Annotated in this window: 12 protein-coding genes; 3 read left to right on the top strand and 9 right to left on the bottom strand. The window is 40.9% G+C overall.

Annotated elements, in window-relative coordinates; translation table 11 throughout:
* Positions 1 to 472 precede the first annotated feature (472 nt).
* On the top strand, positions 473 to 1,507 hold the full coding sequence (locus tag MMU07_RS19210) for a glycoside hydrolase family 2 TIM barrel-domain containing protein (protein WP_241128230.1): 1,035 nt from the start codon (positions 473 to 475) through the stop codon (positions 1,505 to 1,507).
* A gap of 23 nt (positions 1,508 to 1,530) precedes the next feature.
* On the opposite strand, the gene MMU07_RS19205 is transcribed toward MMU07_RS19210, so the two are convergent.
* The 7 genes from MMU07_RS19205 to rimO form a co-directional block, all read right to left on the bottom strand.
* The gene (locus MMU07_RS19205) at positions 1,531 to 2,253 is read right to left on the bottom strand and encodes a glycosyltransferase family 2 protein (protein WP_241128229.1); all 723 of its coding nucleotides are present in this window, start codon (positions 2,251 to 2,253) and stop codon (positions 1,531 to 1,533) included.
* A gap of 55 nt (positions 2,254 to 2,308) precedes the next feature.
* Complete coding sequence (locus MMU07_RS19200) at positions 2,309 to 3,775, bottom strand: cellulose synthase family protein (RefSeq protein ID WP_241128228.1); 1,467 nt, start codon at positions 3,773 to 3,775, stop codon at positions 2,309 to 2,311.
* A complete protein-coding gene (locus MMU07_RS19195) occupies positions 3,775 to 5,319 on the bottom strand; it encodes a 4Fe-4S binding protein (RefSeq protein ID WP_241128227.1) in 1,545 nt (514 codons plus the stop codon). Before MMU07_RS19195 ends, MMU07_RS19200 begins: the two co-directional genes overlap by 1 nt.
* Positions 5,316 to 6,701 (bottom strand): NAD(P)/FAD-dependent oxidoreductase, encoded by a 1,386-nt coding sequence (locus tag MMU07_RS19190; RefSeq protein ID WP_241128226.1) that lies wholly within the window; start codon positions 6,699 to 6,701, stop codon positions 5,316 to 5,318. The genes MMU07_RS19195 and MMU07_RS19190 overlap by 4 nt, the downstream gene beginning before the upstream one ends.
* Positions 6,694 to 7,449: a DUF547 domain-containing protein gene (locus tag MMU07_RS19185; protein WP_241128225.1), complete on the bottom strand. Its 756-nt coding sequence runs from the start codon at positions 7,447 to 7,449 to the stop codon at positions 6,694 to 6,696. The genes MMU07_RS19190 and MMU07_RS19185 overlap by 8 nt, the downstream gene beginning before the upstream one ends.
* A gap of 308 nt (positions 7,450 to 7,757) precedes the next feature.
* Positions 7,758 to 8,630, bottom strand: a complete 873-nt coding sequence (locus MMU07_RS19180) for a glycerophosphodiester phosphodiesterase (RefSeq protein ID WP_241128224.1) — start codon at positions 8,628 to 8,630, stop codon at positions 7,758 to 7,760.
* A 165-nt stretch (positions 8,631 to 8,795) separates the two neighbouring features.
* Positions 8,796 to 10,106 carry a 30S ribosomal protein S12 methylthiotransferase RimO gene (rimO, locus tag MMU07_RS19175; protein WP_241128223.1) on the bottom strand — a complete coding sequence of 437 codons (1,311 nt, stop codon included), beginning with the start codon at positions 10,104 to 10,106 and terminating at the stop codon, positions 8,796 to 8,798.
* Between the two features lie 271 nt (positions 10,107 to 10,377).
* Between rimO and MMU07_RS19170 the strand changes: the two genes are divergently transcribed.
* Positions 10,378 to 10,662 (top strand): hypothetical protein, encoded by a 285-nt coding sequence (locus MMU07_RS19170; RefSeq protein ID WP_241128222.1) that lies wholly within the window; start codon positions 10,378 to 10,380, stop codon positions 10,660 to 10,662.
* 422 nt (positions 10,663 to 11,084) lie between these two features.
* Here MMU07_RS19170 and MMU07_RS19165 read toward each other — a convergent pair whose 3' ends face one another.
* Entirely contained in the window at positions 11,085 to 12,176 is a 1,092-nt protein-coding gene (locus MMU07_RS19165; RefSeq protein WP_241128221.1) for a hypothetical protein, read from the bottom strand.
* A gap of 495 nt (positions 12,177 to 12,671) precedes the next feature.
* Positions 12,672 to 13,232, bottom strand: a complete 561-nt coding sequence (locus MMU07_RS19160; RefSeq protein ID WP_241128220.1) for an AraC family transcriptional regulator — start codon at positions 13,230 to 13,232, stop codon at positions 12,672 to 12,674.
* Positions 13,233 to 13,530: 298 nt separating this feature from the next.
* Between MMU07_RS19160 and MMU07_RS19155 the strand changes: the two genes are divergently transcribed.
* Positions 13,531 to 15,537 (top strand): alpha-ketoacid dehydrogenase subunit alpha/beta, encoded by a 2,007-nt coding sequence (locus tag MMU07_RS19155; RefSeq protein ID WP_241128219.1) that lies wholly within the window; start codon positions 13,531 to 13,533, stop codon positions 15,535 to 15,537.
* The last annotated feature ends 320 nt before the right edge of the window (positions 15,538 to 15,857 follow it).

The following is a 15,857-nucleotide window of genomic DNA, read 5'->3' as shown; positions in this document are numbered from 1 at the left end:
AATAATTTGTTGGTAGGAGCCATTAAACACCAAGTGAACAGTGGACTATCGTCTGTGGACGAGTATCCGCATTCGATACAACCTTCTATAGCCCAGCGTGCAATTTTGCGGATACTCGTATAAATATTATCAACAACAAGCAAAAAGTATTTCTTTAAATTTAAATATCCTAAATTTCCAAATCGATTACATGACATATTTATAAGAAATGACAAAAATAACTTTTTTTTTGATTTGTTTGATCCTTGTTTCCTCCTGCAACAATGGTCAAAATGAAATAAATAAACCAACAGTTGAAGTAAGGTATCAAGATGGAAAAGCCCAACTATTTCGAAATGGACAACCTTACTTCATCAAAGGTGCTGCAGGAACGGACCATCTAGATAAATTAGCAATGTATGGAGGGAATTCAATCAGAACTTGGAGTCTTCATGATGCGGATAGCATTTTGGATTCGGCCCACAGATTGGGATTGACAGTCACCCTAGGTTTAGAAATCGGCAGACCAGCATGGGGAAATGATTTTAGTTACTGGAAATTTTGGGAGGTTGATAAAAAAATAGATGAATTAAGACCATTTGTTGAAAAATATAAAAATCACCCGGCATTGCTGATGTGGGGAGTTGGAAATGAAGTGGCAGAATACGGCGGGGGAAAAAGAATTATTGTATTTTATATTATCAATAAAATTGCCAAAATGATTAAAGAGGTGGACCCAAACCACCCTACCATGACGGCTGTAGACGTTACCATGAAACCAAATAGAATTTTTTCCTACAAATACATACTTTCACACATTGACATCATGGGTTTCAATGCATTTAACTCATTTGATAAAATGTATGACAATATCTATGGAAAAAGAGGTTGGGGCAAGGCTTATATGCTATCAGAATGGGGGGCTATTGGCCACTGGTCAGTTACTGACACTGAGTGGGGGGCTCCAAAAGAACTGAAAAATTCTGAAAAGCGGGAATTAATGGAAAAATATTGGGACACAATGGAAAAAGATACGAGCTTATATATAGGTAGCTATGCTTTCTATTGGGGATCAAAGCATGAAGCCACACACACATGGTTTAGCTTGTTTTCTGAGGATGGTGCTGAAACTGAATCTGTTCATTTTCTACAAAATGCATGGTCAGGGAAAAATACAAAAAATACAGCAACACAAATCACGGACTTATTTATTGAAACAACCCAAGGACCCGTTTCTGATAATGTATACCTAACAGGAAATCAAGGATATTCAGCCCAAGTAAACGCATTTGATTTTGAAGAAGACTCTATTTCCTTTAGATGGGAAATCAGAAGGGAAGAATATTATTTATTAGAACCAATTGAAGCTAATTATAACATGCAACATCTTATTCAAGAGAATAATGGAAAAAAAATAAAATTTCAGGCACCTAACGAAGAAGGCCCTTACAGAATTTTTGTATTTGCTTACGATGGTCAAGGAAATGTAGCCTCTTATAATATCCCATTCTATGTCTTAATAAAGTGATTATTTCCTAAACACCCCATCCCCTACCTATACCTCCATATAGTCCACAAAATCTTATACCCTGCCCCGATTACGCCTTTGATGGTTCCGCTTACTTTTGATACTCCGATTCTTTTTCGGTAATCCACCGGAATTTCAGTCGTTTTCAATCCTGCTTTGGCAGCTTTGATCTGCATCTCAATGGTCCAACCGTAGTTCTGATCTACCATCCCCAAGCCCTTCAACTTGTCCCATTTGATGGCCCTGAACGGACCCAAATCGGAATAGTCTGTTTTGTAAATGACTCCCATCAAACTAGTGGCCAACCAATTGCCGAATACCTGAGGAAAAGTCATAGAGCCACTTTCTCTATTTCCCCTAGCCCTCGAACCTATCACCATATCATAATCTTGCTTTAAAATAGGATCAATGACAGCAAGCAGCTGTTCGGGATAATCACTGTAATCGCCATCCAAAAAAACCAAGATATCTGGTTCCTCATCCAAACTGGTCAAATAAGACATCCCCGTCAAACATGCTTTTCCATAACCCATTACAGGCTCATACAAAACAATTGCCCCTGCTTTCTCTGCCACTTGGCGGGTATTGTCCTTGGAATTATTGTTGACGACTATGACATGCCTTACTGACTTGGGAATGTCTTGGATTACTTTTCCGATCGAACCTTCTTCATTATTGGCCGGAATCAACACGTCGATAATCGGGAATGGTTTATGTTGCGCTTTTAGGGTTGAATTTAAGGACATTGATTTTTGGATGAAATTGGATGGGAACTTCTGACAGTCCTTGTGAAATTTGGGATTATTTTAGCCTATAACTTTTCAGTGACTCAATGAAAACCACAGAATAGCCAAAAGTCAGCATCATGTGAAAAACCAACATCTCATAGGTTTGGAAGTGAATCGATAATATTACCATTATCAAGAAAATTACCGCTAAAAGCCCTTCAATGTAGGTTGTGAAAGGTATTTTGATCTGATTGTAAATATTCTTTGTCCATGATTTTTGGCTTTTCTCCAGGTTGTATTTCGGAGTACGGATGAAAGGAGACCGTTTTCCTGTCAACCCTTCCCAAACTGCCTGTGCATTGTGCAGAGCAAGTCCCATCGATACAGCCAGAAACAGGGGCAACTCCCAAAGAAATCTCCCGATTACTTTCCATGAATAATCCACCAAACTCAAATTTGCAAAGAAGTAAACCAAAGCTATGATCACAAATCCAACAAAAAATACCGCTGCTCCCTGAAAATAACTTTCCGGAATATATTCCTGATGGAAAGCCCACCAAATCGGAATGCTGCTAAGACTTACCAATAATACCGCAATGAATATCACCGCATTGAGCAAATGGGCAGTTGCATGTAGTTTGGTTTTGAACGGAAGCTTTTTGGAAAGTACATCCCCAAGATGCTTCACTGCGCATTCGGCGCCACCTTTGGTCCAACGGAATTGCTGGGATTTGATCGCCGACATCACGGGCGGAAGCTCTGCAGGGGATTTGATATCAGGTCGGTAGGTAAATTTCCATCCTTTTTGTTGGGCACGGTAACTCAGGTCTAGGTCTTCTGTCAGGGTATCATCGTGCCAATTGCCGGCATCGAGGATACAGCTTTTTCTCCAGATCCCTCCAGTACCATTGAAATTGATAAATGCATGCTGCCCGTTTCTCCCCATCTGCTCCACCATAAAATGGGCATCCAAAGCAAAAGCCTGCAAGCGGGTCAATACAGAATATTCCTCATTCAAATGTGTCCACCTCGTCTGTACCATGCCTACTTTTTCGTCATGAAAATGCCCGATGGTCTTCATCAGAAAATCTGGATCCGGAACAAAATCAGCATCAAAAATCGCTATAAATTCACCTTCAGCCACTTCCATTCCCTCTCTCAAAGCACCTGCTTTGTACCCTTTTCGGTCTATCCGATGGATATATTTGAAATTTACATCAGGAAATTCTTTCAACTTGCGCCTGATGATCTGGGAAGTTTCGTCGGTACTGTCGTCCAATATCTGGATCTCTATTTTGTCGGAAGGATAGCGAAATTTGGAAACTGCATCAATCAACCTTTCTACTACATACATTTCATTATAGATAGGAAGCTGTACGGTCACTTTAGGTAAATCTTTGGCTGCGGGTTCCATTGATATATTTGGATTCTTTTTGAATTGAAAAAAATAATACAGCAAATGTGCCTGAGCAAAACTGTAAAAAAGAATGAACAGCATTGCCAGAATGTATATTCCCAAAAAGAAATAAATGAAGATCATTAAGCTTTTACAGTGATGGATTTATTGCCGATGATGATAGGCATTTCGTTGATTCTGCCATCCTCATCGCCATTTTCAAGTTTTAACACTCCCCTTGGACATACTGCGGAACATACACCGCAGCCAACGCAGGAAGATCGGACAATATTTTGACCTCTTTGGGCATACCACCTCACATCAATGCCCATTTCACAATAGGTGGAGCAATTGCCGCAGGAGATGCATTGCCCGCCATTGGTAGTGATTCGGAACCGGGATTTGAAGCGCTGCACCAATCCAAGGTATGCTGCCAATGGGCACCCAAATCTACACCAAACCCTGTTACCCATCAAGGGATAAAATCCTGTTCCGATGACTCCTGCAAAAGCCGAACCAATAGCAAAGCCATAAATACTGTGCAGCTGATCTGTTGCATGTCCCAAAATGGCAAATCCAGTAAAATAATTAATGATGGTCAGTGCAGTCGAAACCACTGCAAAACCCAAAACGCCGTGAATAAGGTAGCGCTCAATTTTCCATGCTTTGACAGTTTTGTCGGATAGCTGACGGTAAGGGTCACCCAAAGTCTCTGCCAATCCACCACAGCCGCAAACCCACGAGCAATACCACCTTTTGCCATAAAAATATGTGAATAAGGGTACACCAACCACGATCAAAATGATCCCCCAGATCAACATGAACATTCCCAAAGCACCGGAACTGATCATTCCATCTATTCTGTATTCATAGAAAAAGGAATAATCCAAAGGCCAAATATTTTTGAAGTCATGCCAAGGCATGTTCATCAACACCAAAATTTCAGGAAGCAAAAAGGCGAATGCCAATTGGAAAAACATGACTGAAGTGGTTCTGATGGTCTGATAGGCATTGCCCCGGTATTTTCTAAACATCCTGATGCCCATCACGATGATGGCCAAAGTGTAGATAAATCCATACAAAAACCACTGACTTGCCGGATTGCCGGAAAGCGCCACACTGATCGGATCGACCATCAGGACGAGGTTGGTAATGTATTCGGGAAACCAATAAAGCACAATATAAAACAGGATCAGCCAGGCGCCGGTAATCATTCCCAAAAGCCCCTTTGACTTCATCGAGGAAAAGAAAATCCCATCATTTTTGATGCCTTCTGTTTGACCACGGTAGAGTGGAAGAATGTAAAGCAAGGCTCCAAAAACACCTATCAGAACAGTGATCCCCAAAAACAAAAATGGATTTTCAGAAACAGGTCCTGCAGACGAAGCTTTGGTCAATGCAAAAGCATAATCATCCCAAATCACCTTGTCCCATTCCTGATTTGCTTTCAAACCGTCATTATAGGTATTGAAATAACTTTTGAAATCACTTATAAAAGCAAAATTTGAAGAATAGGTTTTTCCAAAAATCGGTGAAAGCACTTCCACCATCTTTTCAGTATGCGTTTCTTTGACATTTCCCTCGACGGTTTCCTTTTCCAACTGATAAGTTCCGAAAAAAGGGAGGAGAGTGAACAACAGCAGGCCAAAGACAAAAATTACAAGTCCTATTTTTTGAATGGTTTTCATGCTCTTGACCCGATTAATTTTTGAATAAAAGACATTTTTTGGATCTTCAAGGATTTCCCGTTTTGCTTGTTGTAATGGTCCAAGACGGCCTTGTGATGGGATTTGAAAAACTCCGGATTGAAGCTTGCTTTATTCAAATGAGTCAGCACTTTTTCTAACATCCAACCATCAGAGATGGCCTTATCAAAATAATCATGCCGCAACCTCCAGCCAAAAGCATTCACTCCTTTGATTTTCATATTTGATTTCCCATACAAAAAACGGATCGCAATTTTCCCTCCATCATCTTCCCAATACAAACTTTCATATTCCTCAGACCAAACCGGAGGCACAAAACCATAGGTTTGGTATTCAATATCAAAAAATTTGGCGGAATTGAACCAGACACCCGGTTGGTAGGGAACAAGCTTGTCTGAAGTCAGGTTGAACGCAAGTGTTTCTCCGTGCATTCTTCCTGTGTACCAAACCTGTTCGATGTTTTTCCGGTCTGAGGCGGGTGCTTCTTGGAACTCTGCACAGTCGCCGATGGCATAGACGTCGGGAATATTGGTTTTGAAAAACCTGTCCACGATGATGCCTCTGTTGGTTTGTATTGTTTTATTATTTTCAGAACTCTCCAAGGGTTTGGTTCGAAGAAATTCAATATTGGGACTGACACCTACAGTCAATCCTACAAATTGACAATCAATTTTTTCTCCTGTTTTGGTAGTGATTGCCTTCACTTTTCCGGATGCATCTCCAATAATTTCTCCAAGTTCTGTTTCCAGTCGCAGGTCAATATGGTGTTCCAAAATATGGCGGTTGATCATTTTGGATTCTTCCAAGGGCAGGATATTATCCCAAAAGTTCTTTTCCCTCACCAGAAATGTCACCGGAATCTTTCTGCTGTTGAGCATTTCGGCCATCTCAATCCCGATCAATCCTCCACCCACAATGACCGCCTTGCTGATATCTTTGGTATTGGATTCCATAAGTTCCAAGTCCTGATACGAATACATGCCCTGCACGCCTTCCAGGTCTTGACCCGGCCAACCGAATTTATTTGGTTTGGAGCCCGTGGCCAAAACCAACACATCGTAAGTCATGGATTCTTTATTTGAAAAAATAAGCGCCTTCTCCTCAAAATTGATTTTTTCTACCCAAGCTCTTTTCAGGTTGATTCTGTTTTTGTCCCAAAACCAATCTTCGTAAGGTTTGGTATGCTCATATTTCATGTGGCCCATGTAGATGTACATGAGGGCGGTTCGGGAAAAAAAATGATCTGTTTCCCCCGAAATGATGGTTATTTGGGCGAATTCATCTTTTTTTCTGATATGCCGGGCACAGGTGACACCTGAGATACCGTTGCCGATGATGACAATATTTCTATTTGCTTTACTCATTGAGGGACCAATCGTAGTCAAAGTGTGAGACCTTGGCGTTTGGTTTGATTTTGATGGTGGAATATTGGTTAAGGTAATCAATTAAGCTTCCATTTTTTGTGAAGTCACCTTTGAACCATGAAAAAATTGATGAAATCTCAACCTTATCGGGGGTGATTTTATTCCTTTGGGTATCATTGACAAATGTTCTTGCCACCTTATCTAGCTGTTGGTCAATTTTCTCAGGAAAAAAAGCTTCATTCAACAAAGGAGGACAAGAGAAAGATGCACAGTTGATCGCAAAATGGATTCTTGGCTCCTCAAATTCTTTCCTTAAAATCTTGTGCTCGATCTCATCAAGAGAAGCTTCCTTCCCTCCTATTTTGAAAAATTTGATATGCCAAACGGTATTGATCAAGGGGATTTTTACTTTGGGATGTAGGTCCTGAATACTTTTGACAGGGTAATTATCGACGATGAGCTTAACCGTAAAGGCATTGTAAGCATTGATCCAATAGGCCAATTGCTCTTCTTTGGACCATTGGGTCCGGTCCGGCGCATTGTTGCTCAGGAGATCGAGGTATTTGTCTAGCTTGGCTTTGTCTTGGATAAATCCCTTGTAATTGACAATCCCGTCTTTGCTGACATGCTTTTTGAGCAACTCATCAAATGCCTGATGGGAAGGTGCTTTGGAGTTGGCTTGACCGAGTTCGGAGGAACCACAGGAAAGGTTGAAGAGAAAAAGGCCGATTATAAAGAGTAATTTCATTTTATCTGAATCAGGTTACAAATTATCCAATCCCGGAGATATACGGAACAGAAATGATTTTAGCTTAGCTATTCCTCATTTAAAGAAAATTAAATGGGAACAAAGTCAAATTTACACCCAGGTACAAACAACATTTGTCGGGAGTAAGACAACAGAAAAAAAAGGAGAAAAGGAAATCCAATATCGGTCAGTTAGTGAAGATTCCATGAACTTTTCCAAAGTTCAGATTGGTCAGAGGGTGATTTTCTTGATTTTGTCCCAACTTTGGAAAAGAATTACCAGCAGGATATGAGAATACATTTTGACAATTACCGCCTCGGGGCAAGATTCGGATAATCGGTAATTATCCCATCCACTCCCATTTCCAAAAGACGCTCCATCTGTTCGGTGGTGTTGACAGTCCAAGGGATGATTTTCATTCCTTTTTGATGGAGTTGGTCTACCGTCTCTTTGGTCAAAGCAATAAAATAAGGCGAATAAATCTGAGGCTGAAATCCCAACTCAGCCAGCTGTTCGTTGGGTTTGGCTGCCGTCTCCACCAACATGGCCAAAGTCACCTTGGGATAAGCCTGATGCATGTATTGCAAAACCCTAAAGTCAAAGGATTGAATGGTAACCCTGCTCCAATCAAGTTTTCCGTCGAGTACTTTATGTACCATATCAGAGAATTCCTTTGGCGCAGGATGGTAACTCCCATCACCCTCGGGGCCGCTTTTGAGCTCGATATTATAATTTGGCTTGGGTAAACCCATATCGGCCACGTATTTTTCGACGACATCGATCAGATCCGAGAGTTTGGGTTTGCTCACAAGGAACTTAACCTGCTTTGGGAATCCAGAATGGAATTTGCTACCACAGTCGTATTTTACTACCTCTTCAAAGTCCATCTGATAAATATTGTGAGACTTATCTCCTGCCGCAATCTCTTTTCCATCTGAGGTCAGGCAGATCACAGGATTCATATAAGGTTCGTGCGAGACAATGACAATCCCGTCTTTGGTGACAGCCAAGTCCAATTCCAAAGTGGTTGCTCCCAGATCCAAAGCTTTGATCATGGCCGGAATGGTATTTTCAGGCATCAATCCCCTTGCGCCGCGGTGGCCTTGGAGGTCATAGGTAAATTGGGCAGAAGCAGACATGATCAAAAAGGGAAATAAGAAGATGGTAAAGATGGTTTTCATTGGGTTCTATTTTTGACCAATTTACTACAGAATTTAAATTTGATAAGGATTTTGGGATTAATGTTTGGTTAAAAAAAGGAGGAATGAAAATCCAATGAAACAAAAAAGGCACCAAAGAAATCGATCTTTTGTGCCTTTTGTGGTAAAAACAGTTTACTCAAAACTTTAGATCACATCCCCATACAAATCAAACTCCGTGGCATCACTTACCTTGACATTGACAAAATCCCCTACCCTGCAATAATGCTTGGAGGCATCGATCAGGACTTCATTGTCCACCTCGATGGAGTCAAATTCTGTCCTCCCGACAAAATATCCGTTTTCTTTTTTGTCAATTAAAACCTTGTATTCCTTACCGATTTTGTTTTGGTTAAGGTCAAATGAAATCTGCTCCTGTATCTCCATCAGGTGGTTTGCCCTTGCCTGCTTCACTTCCTGTGGAATGATATCCTCCATTGTGTGGGCGTGGGTGTTTTCTTCATGGGAATAGGTAAATACGCCTAAACGCTCAAATTTCATCCTTTCGACAAAATCCACCATCTCCTGAAACTCGGCTTCGCCCTCTCCCGGATGACCGGCAATCAGGGTTGTCCTGATAGCAATTTCCGGGATGATGTCACGGATAGAATGGATCAATTCCTCCTGCTTTTCCCGGGTTGTGCCCCGTCTCATGGTCTTCAATACCGACGTAGAACCATGCTGAAGCGGGATGTCAAGGTAATTACAGATATTTGATCGCTCCTTCATCACTTCGATCACATCCATAGGGAATCCTGTCGGATAGGCATAATGCAGCCTGATCCATTCGATCCCTTGCACATCAGAAAGGTTTCTGAGCAGGTCTGCAAGGTTTCTCTTTCTGTATAAATCCAAACCGTAATAGGTCGAATCCTGTGCAATCAGCAACAATTCTTTGGTTCCGTTGGCGGCTTTGTGTTGGGCTTCTTTCACCAATTCCTCGATAGGTCTTGAAATATGGCCTCCACGCATCAGCGGAATGGCACAAAATGAACAAGGTCTGTCGCAGCCCTCGGAAATTTTCATGTAAGCATAATGGGCATTGTGAGTCAGCAACCTCTCCCCTACAAGTTCATGCTTGTAATCGGCTTTGAATTTTTTGAGCAAAGCAGGAAGGTCTCTCGTCCCAAAATAGGCATCCACCTGCGGGATTTCCTTTTCGAGGTCGTCTTTGTACCGCTGAGAAAGGCAGCCGGTCACATATACTTTGTCCACCAATCCCTTTTCTTTGGCATCCACATATTGTAGAATGGTATCAATGGATTCCTGCTTGGCATTGTCTATAAAGCCACAAGTGTTGATGATGACGATGTTGTTGTCCTGATTTTCAGATTCGTGGAATGCATTGATCCCGTTTCCTCTCAATTGTGTCAAAAGCACCTCGGAATCAACCAGATTCTTGGAGCATCCCATGGTGATGATATTGACTTTGTCTTTTTTTAATGTTCTCGCTTTCACGCTTTTCCTACTTTGGCTGCAAAGGTAGGGGAAAAAGGGAGGATTGAAAGATTGGAAAATTAGAAAATTGGAAGATTGAAAAATTAAAAGGTTATGAGGTTGCAAGGTTGGGGGAAGGATTGAAAGATTGAGAAATTCAAAGATCAGAAAATTAGAGGAGTGATAGGTTTAAAATTATTGACAGAATATTTGTTGATTTATGTAATTTCAGATTACTTTGTATTTCAAAGTACTTTTAATTCAATAAAATTCGATTCTAACTCATGCACCCATGAAAAACTCAAGATTAACATTGATCTTATCATCGATCATCTTCCTTTTACTCATCCCCTTGGTCGCCATGCAATTTACCGATGAGGTGGATTGGAACCTTTTTGATTTTATTATAATGGGAACTTTACTTCTCATCATGGGATTGTCAATCGAGTTTGCCTTGAGGACTTTCAAACACCTTCAAGACAGGATTCTCATTTCCGGGGCAATTCTAATCGTCTTTTTCTTGGTTTGGGCCGAATTAGCTGTTGGCATTTTCGGATCTCCATTTGCAGGTTCTTGATCCGATTGGGAAAATTGAAAAATTGTAAGATTGGAAAATTGAAAAATTACAAAGTTATAAGGTTACAAGGTTATTAGGTTGGCGCAAAGATTGGATGATTCGTGAAATAAGGTGAAATATGCTTTGCGAAATATACTCCGTGAAATAGATGGAAATATGCCTCCTAAGGTTAACACCCGTCTCCCTTTTTATTTCAATTTATTTCAACCGTATTTCCACTTTATTTCAATCTTTGACTTGCTTCTAGTTTCTCGTTTCCCGGCTAAATAGATGGAAATATACATCTCAAAGGAAAAGCCGGTCTCCCCCTATATATCAATTTATTTCAACCGTATTTCCACTCTATTTAAGCCCTATTTCCACTTTATTTCTTTGTCATTATTAATTCATCATTCTTAATTCTGAATTTCCCAAGTCTTATTTCAATATCCCGTAATCTCCTTCAGTAACTTAAAAAATCCCTTTTTCCGCTCTGAATTGGTTCCCCAATCAACCGGTACACTCTGATATCCCTCTTCAAAGCCCTCATCTTTCATGCGGTAATCAAACAGACCCCATGAAGCATAGGCAGACACAGCAGCTTTGAAATTATTCTGGTCTTTGTCAAAATCAAAATGATCGTCTTCGTTAAAAAGTATCGGCATTTTTTGATACCCTTCTACTTCTTTGGTCTGTTTAACCATTTCCACAATTCTATCCGGATTGCTTACCCCATTTCCATGTAGCAATATAAAATCAGAGACTTTTACTACATTGGACTTGGGTATAGCACCACCCTTATAACTTGTACTCACATAAAATCTAAACCCGTTTTTTTCTATATTCTTGGCCAACGTAATCAATTCGTGAACTCTTTCAGGCTTTAAAATATCGTGGTCGTAAGCATTGACATCACATTCATTGTTTATTTCGATCAACACATTCCTGTATCTACCATCCTGTAACCAATCTGTCGTGTTTTGCACTGCCGCAATAACAGCCTGTTCGTCTTGTAATCTTTCATCCTGACCAAAATAAAAATATCCCACAATCGGAACCATCCCTAGTTCATCGGCTTTATCAAGGATCCTTTTTAACCGCCCCATATAATCTTCCCTCAATTCGCCCTTTTCGGTAAATGCCGAATTATACCAAGGTTGACTTTGGGAATATCCAAACGGGCTGCCACCCTGTAGATTGATCGTGAATGAGAGTAACCCATGTTTTCGCCATTCTTCCATATTGGCTATAAATTCATCTGTGTTTCTTTCAGGATCCCATTTTCCCGAATCCGGGTATTCCCAATTAAATACAGTCTCAGGATTTAAGTCATCAAAAACCCCCTGTACCATCCTGGAATTCATCAATAATCCTTCAATCTTTTGGCCATTCCAAACTCTATTCTGATAAGTTGGCTTGCCATTGATGTAAAACTGATCTCCCTTGATCTCGACTGTGGTTTTTCTTTCTTTCTGATCAAAATCATTGCTGAAAATCAAACTCAGGAGAATTATCAAAATTTTAGAAAGTACCATAGGCTCCGACTATTTTTACAAAGGTGTTCTTTATCAAGTCATTAAATTAAAAGAATATGTGCTCAAAAAAATCATAATCGACAATTTTGATTTGGAAGGCCATTGACGGGATCCCTTATGTTATTTAAATATTAATTTTTGAGGATTAATTTGGGTTTAAATTAAAGTATCCTTAACGGCTGATTTCCTTTTGGGGAAAGGTTTATTTCTACTTTTGAAGTCGTACAGCAAACGAAAACTTTTTCATTAACCTTGCATTACTTTTAGGCGTCGATGTGAATCGACGCCCTTGATGTTTTTCAGGAAATTGAAAAATTGGAAATAAATGGGTTTTAAGGTCAAAAAGTTGAAAGATTCTAAAGTTCCTTCCAAAGGTCACGCTTTTTAGCCCTGAGACAATGGACAACTTCCAACTCCCACTTCCAAATAACCTTCCAACTCTCACCCTCCTACTTCTGCCTTCCATACTTCCTTACATCCTAACTTCCCACCTTCCTACTCCCCAACTTCCTTACCTCCATCCTTCCTCAATTTCCTATACTCACTTGGTGTCATGCCCGTGATTTTCTTAAATTGGGAAGAAAGGTGCTGCACGGAACTGTAATCCAATTTATACGCCATTTCACTCAAGGTCAGTTCTTCATAAAAAAGCCACTCCTTTACTTTTTCGATTTTGAGGCTGATAAAATATTTTTCAATCGTAATTCCTTCCATACTGCTAAAAAGGTGACTCAGCATGCTGTAATCTTCCGGGATATGGGAATTGATATAGGTGGAAATATTTAAGCCCGAAGGTAATTCCTCTTTTTGAAACAACAGGGTAAACAGGTTCTTGATCTTTTCTATGCGCTGCACATCCCTATCTTTCAAGATTTCAAAGCCGAGTTTTTCAATTTCGGTTTCAAAGACTTCAAAAGTAGCTTTATCCATTTCAGCATTTAGTCTTACTTTCCCAAGTTCTACCTTTTCAAACCCGATTTTTTGTTGGTTCAGGACATTTTCAACAGCCATGATGCAGCGCGGACAAACCATATTTTTGATCAGGATATCTACCATAAATATTTCCTCCTTTGCTTATTGAATGAAAGATTTGGATTTAAGTAAACATAACCCAATTTGGTACAAGATAAGTTCTGTCCAAACCTTGGGGAGAAAGCTAAATTCAGCTAATTTGGCATCAAATTAAATAGATATACGCTTCTTTGCCAGTTACCTAATAATCTACTTCAGTCGGGACGGAAGACCGAAGTCGGAAGACCGATGTTCCGAACATTTCAGTGTCCAACATTAAATTATTTTGGATTATCGCTTTCACTGGCATCATTGCGTCCATACATATTAAATCATAAACCCCATGCCAATTCCAAGCACCGAAGCGCAAGCAATGATTTTTGATAGAAAAGAGTATTCTGACAAGACTTTATTGGATCTATATGAATCCCTGTTGATGCCGAGAAGGATTGAAGAAAAAATGCTCATCCTTCTCCGTCAGGGTAAAATCTCCAAGTGGTTTAGCGGTTGGGGACAAGAAGCCATCTCCATCGGCGCAGTCAACGCCCTGCAGGAAGATGAATACATCCTTCCGATGCACCGAAATCTTGGGATATTTACCGGTAGAAATCTTCCTTTGGAAAAACTTTTTGCACAGTTTCAGGGTAAAAAATCGGGCTATACCAAAGGCCGAGACCGTTCCTTTCACTTTGGTACCAACGAACACCATATCGTCGGGATGATTTCACACCTCGGTCCACAGATGGCCATTGCAGACGGCATCGGTTTGGCCCATACACTTTCAAAGGAAAACAAAGTCACCTTGGTTTTTACCGGTGATGGGGCAAGTTCGGAAGGTGATTTTCATGAAGGGCTCAATGTGGCCGCAGTATGGAAACTCCCGGTAATCTTTGTCGTCGAGCACAACGGGTACGGACTTTCCACCCCAAGTGAGGAGCAGTTTGCTTTCAAATATTTTACGGAAAAAGGACCAGGGTACGGTATGGAGGCTGTTCGGGTGGATGGAAACAATGTTTTGGCAGTCTATGATACTGTCAAAAAATTGGCAGAAGATATCAGGCAAAACCCAAGACCGATCCTATTGGAAGCAATTACCTTCCGGATGCGTGGACATGAAGAAGCTTCAGGTACCAAGTACGTTCCCAAGGAACTCATGGAAACATGGGCGCTCAAAGACCCGGTGGACAATTACGAGAGGTATTTGGAAGAATCAGGAATATTGAGTTCGGAAGCCAAAGATAAAATCAACAAAAAAATCAAAGCTGCGATCAATAAAGGATTGGATTTTGCCTTTACCGAAGAAGCTGTCACTGCAGATACCAAAGAGGAAATGGCAGATATCTATGCGCCATTTCAGCAGGAAGTAATCACCCCAAAATCAGAACAGAAAACCGAAAAACGCTTCTTGGACGCCATCGCCGACGGACTCCGCCAATCCATGGAAAAGTATCCAAACCTCATCCTCATGGGTCAGGACATCGGAACTTATGGTGGGGCATTTAAGATTACGGATGGTTTCAAAGATAAATTCGGCGCCGACCGCGTACGCAATACCCCGCTCTGCGAAAGTGCCATCATCGGTGCTGCTTTGGGCTTATCCATCAAAGGTTATAAGTCAATGGTGGAAATGCAGTTTGCGGATTTTGTATCCGTGGGATTCAATCAAATCGTGAACAACTTGGCTAAAATCCATTACCGATGGGGACAAAATGCCGATGTTGTCGTCCGCATGCCGACAGGTGCCGGAGTAGCCGCAGGACCTTTTCATTCCCAATCCAACGAGGCCTGGTTTTTCCACACTCCCGGACTGAAAATCGTCTATCCTTCCAATCCATATGATGCCAAGGGATTGCTTAATGCGGCTTTTGAAGACCCGAATCCCTACATGTACTTTGAGCACAAGGCGCTTTACCGCTCCATTTCGGAAGCCATTCCTGATGATTATTATACCGTCGAAGTTGGCAAAGCCAACTTGGTACAGGAAGGGGAGACGCTCAGTATCATCACCTACGGCATGGGTGTTCATTGGGCAAAAACAGCGGTGAAAGAATTGGATGTTTCTGCAGACATTTTGGATTTGCGGACTTTACTCCCTTGGGACAAAGAGGCGGTGGAAAAAACCGTCAGGAAAACAGGAAAAGTAATTTTCCTTCAGGAAGATTGCCTCACAGGAGGAATAGGTTCGGAGATAGTGGCATGGATTTCGGAAAATTGCTTTGAATTTCTTGATGCCCCTGTCATGCGGGAAGGAAGCTTGGATACACCGGTTCCTTTTGCGCCAAGTCTGGAAAAGAATTTTCTGCCGGTGGGGAGGTTTAAAGAGAAATTGAGGAAGTTGGCAGAATATTAAAAATTGGAAAATTGAAAGATTAAAAGGTTGGAAAGTTTCAAGGTTGTGCTGTCGTGACTTCATCCTTTGTCTTTAATATTTTTCGAATGTTCAGATAAGGGAATAACGATTGACGGCGCGTCATTCTGAGTCCCCAACATTTAGAAAATGTTCAGAAAAGGAATGACGGTTGGTGTTGCGTCATCTTGAATCCGAGGTACAGCCTGTCCCGATTTTTCGGGAAGGATGAAAGATCTCAGAAAAAGGTCATGTACTGAAATAGGTTGACACAATTTAATTCAAAATTGTAAACCTATACACGGACAAAATGCGTGAATCAG

The organism is Cognataquiflexum nitidum (assembly GCF_022538055.1).
Lineage (GTDB): Bacteria > Bacteroidota > Bacteroidia > Cytophagales > Cyclobacteriaceae > Cognataquiflexum > Cognataquiflexum nitidum.
The sequence above is the reverse complement of the archived record's forward strand: the minus strand, read 5'-3'. Positions and strand labels throughout refer to the sequence as shown.

Bases quoted from the DNA above. Each gene is read 5' to 3' on its own strand.
- MMU07_RS19205 (WP_241128229.1), bottom strand. From the start codon at position 2,253: ATGTCCTTAAATTCAACCCTAAAAGCGCAACATAAACCATTCCCGATT.
- MMU07_RS19200 (WP_241128228.1), bottom strand. From the start codon at position 3,775: ATGATCTTCATTTATTTCTTTTTGGGAATATACATTCTGGCAATGCTG.
- MMU07_RS19195 (WP_241128227.1), bottom strand. From the start codon at position 5,319: ATGAAAACCATTCAAAAAATAGGACTTGTAATTTTTGTCTTTGGCCTG.
- MMU07_RS19190 (WP_241128226.1), bottom strand. From the start codon at position 6,701: ATGAGTAAAGCAAATAGAAATATTGTCATCATCGGCAACGGTATCTCA.
- MMU07_RS19185 (WP_241128225.1), bottom strand. From the start codon at position 7,449: ATGAAATTACTCTTTATAATCGGCCTTTTTCTCTTCAACCTTTCCTGT.
- MMU07_RS19180 (WP_241128224.1), bottom strand. From the start codon at position 8,630: ATGAAAACCATCTTTACCATCTTCTTATTTCCCTTTTTGATCATGTCT.
- MMU07_RS19170 (WP_241128222.1), top strand. From the start codon at position 10,378: ATGAAAAACTCAAGATTAACATTGATCTTATCATCGATCATCTTCCTT.
- MMU07_RS19165 (WP_241128221.1), bottom strand. From the start codon at position 12,176: ATGGTACTTTCTAAAATTTTGATAATTCTCCTGAGTTTGATTTTCAGC.
- MMU07_RS19160 (WP_241128220.1), bottom strand. From the start codon at position 13,232: ATGGTAGATATCCTGATCAAAAATATGGTTTGTCCGCGCTGCATCATG.
- MMU07_RS19155 (WP_241128219.1), top strand. From the start codon at position 13,531: ATGCCAATTCCAAGCACCGAAGCGCAAGCAATGATTTTTGATAGAAAA.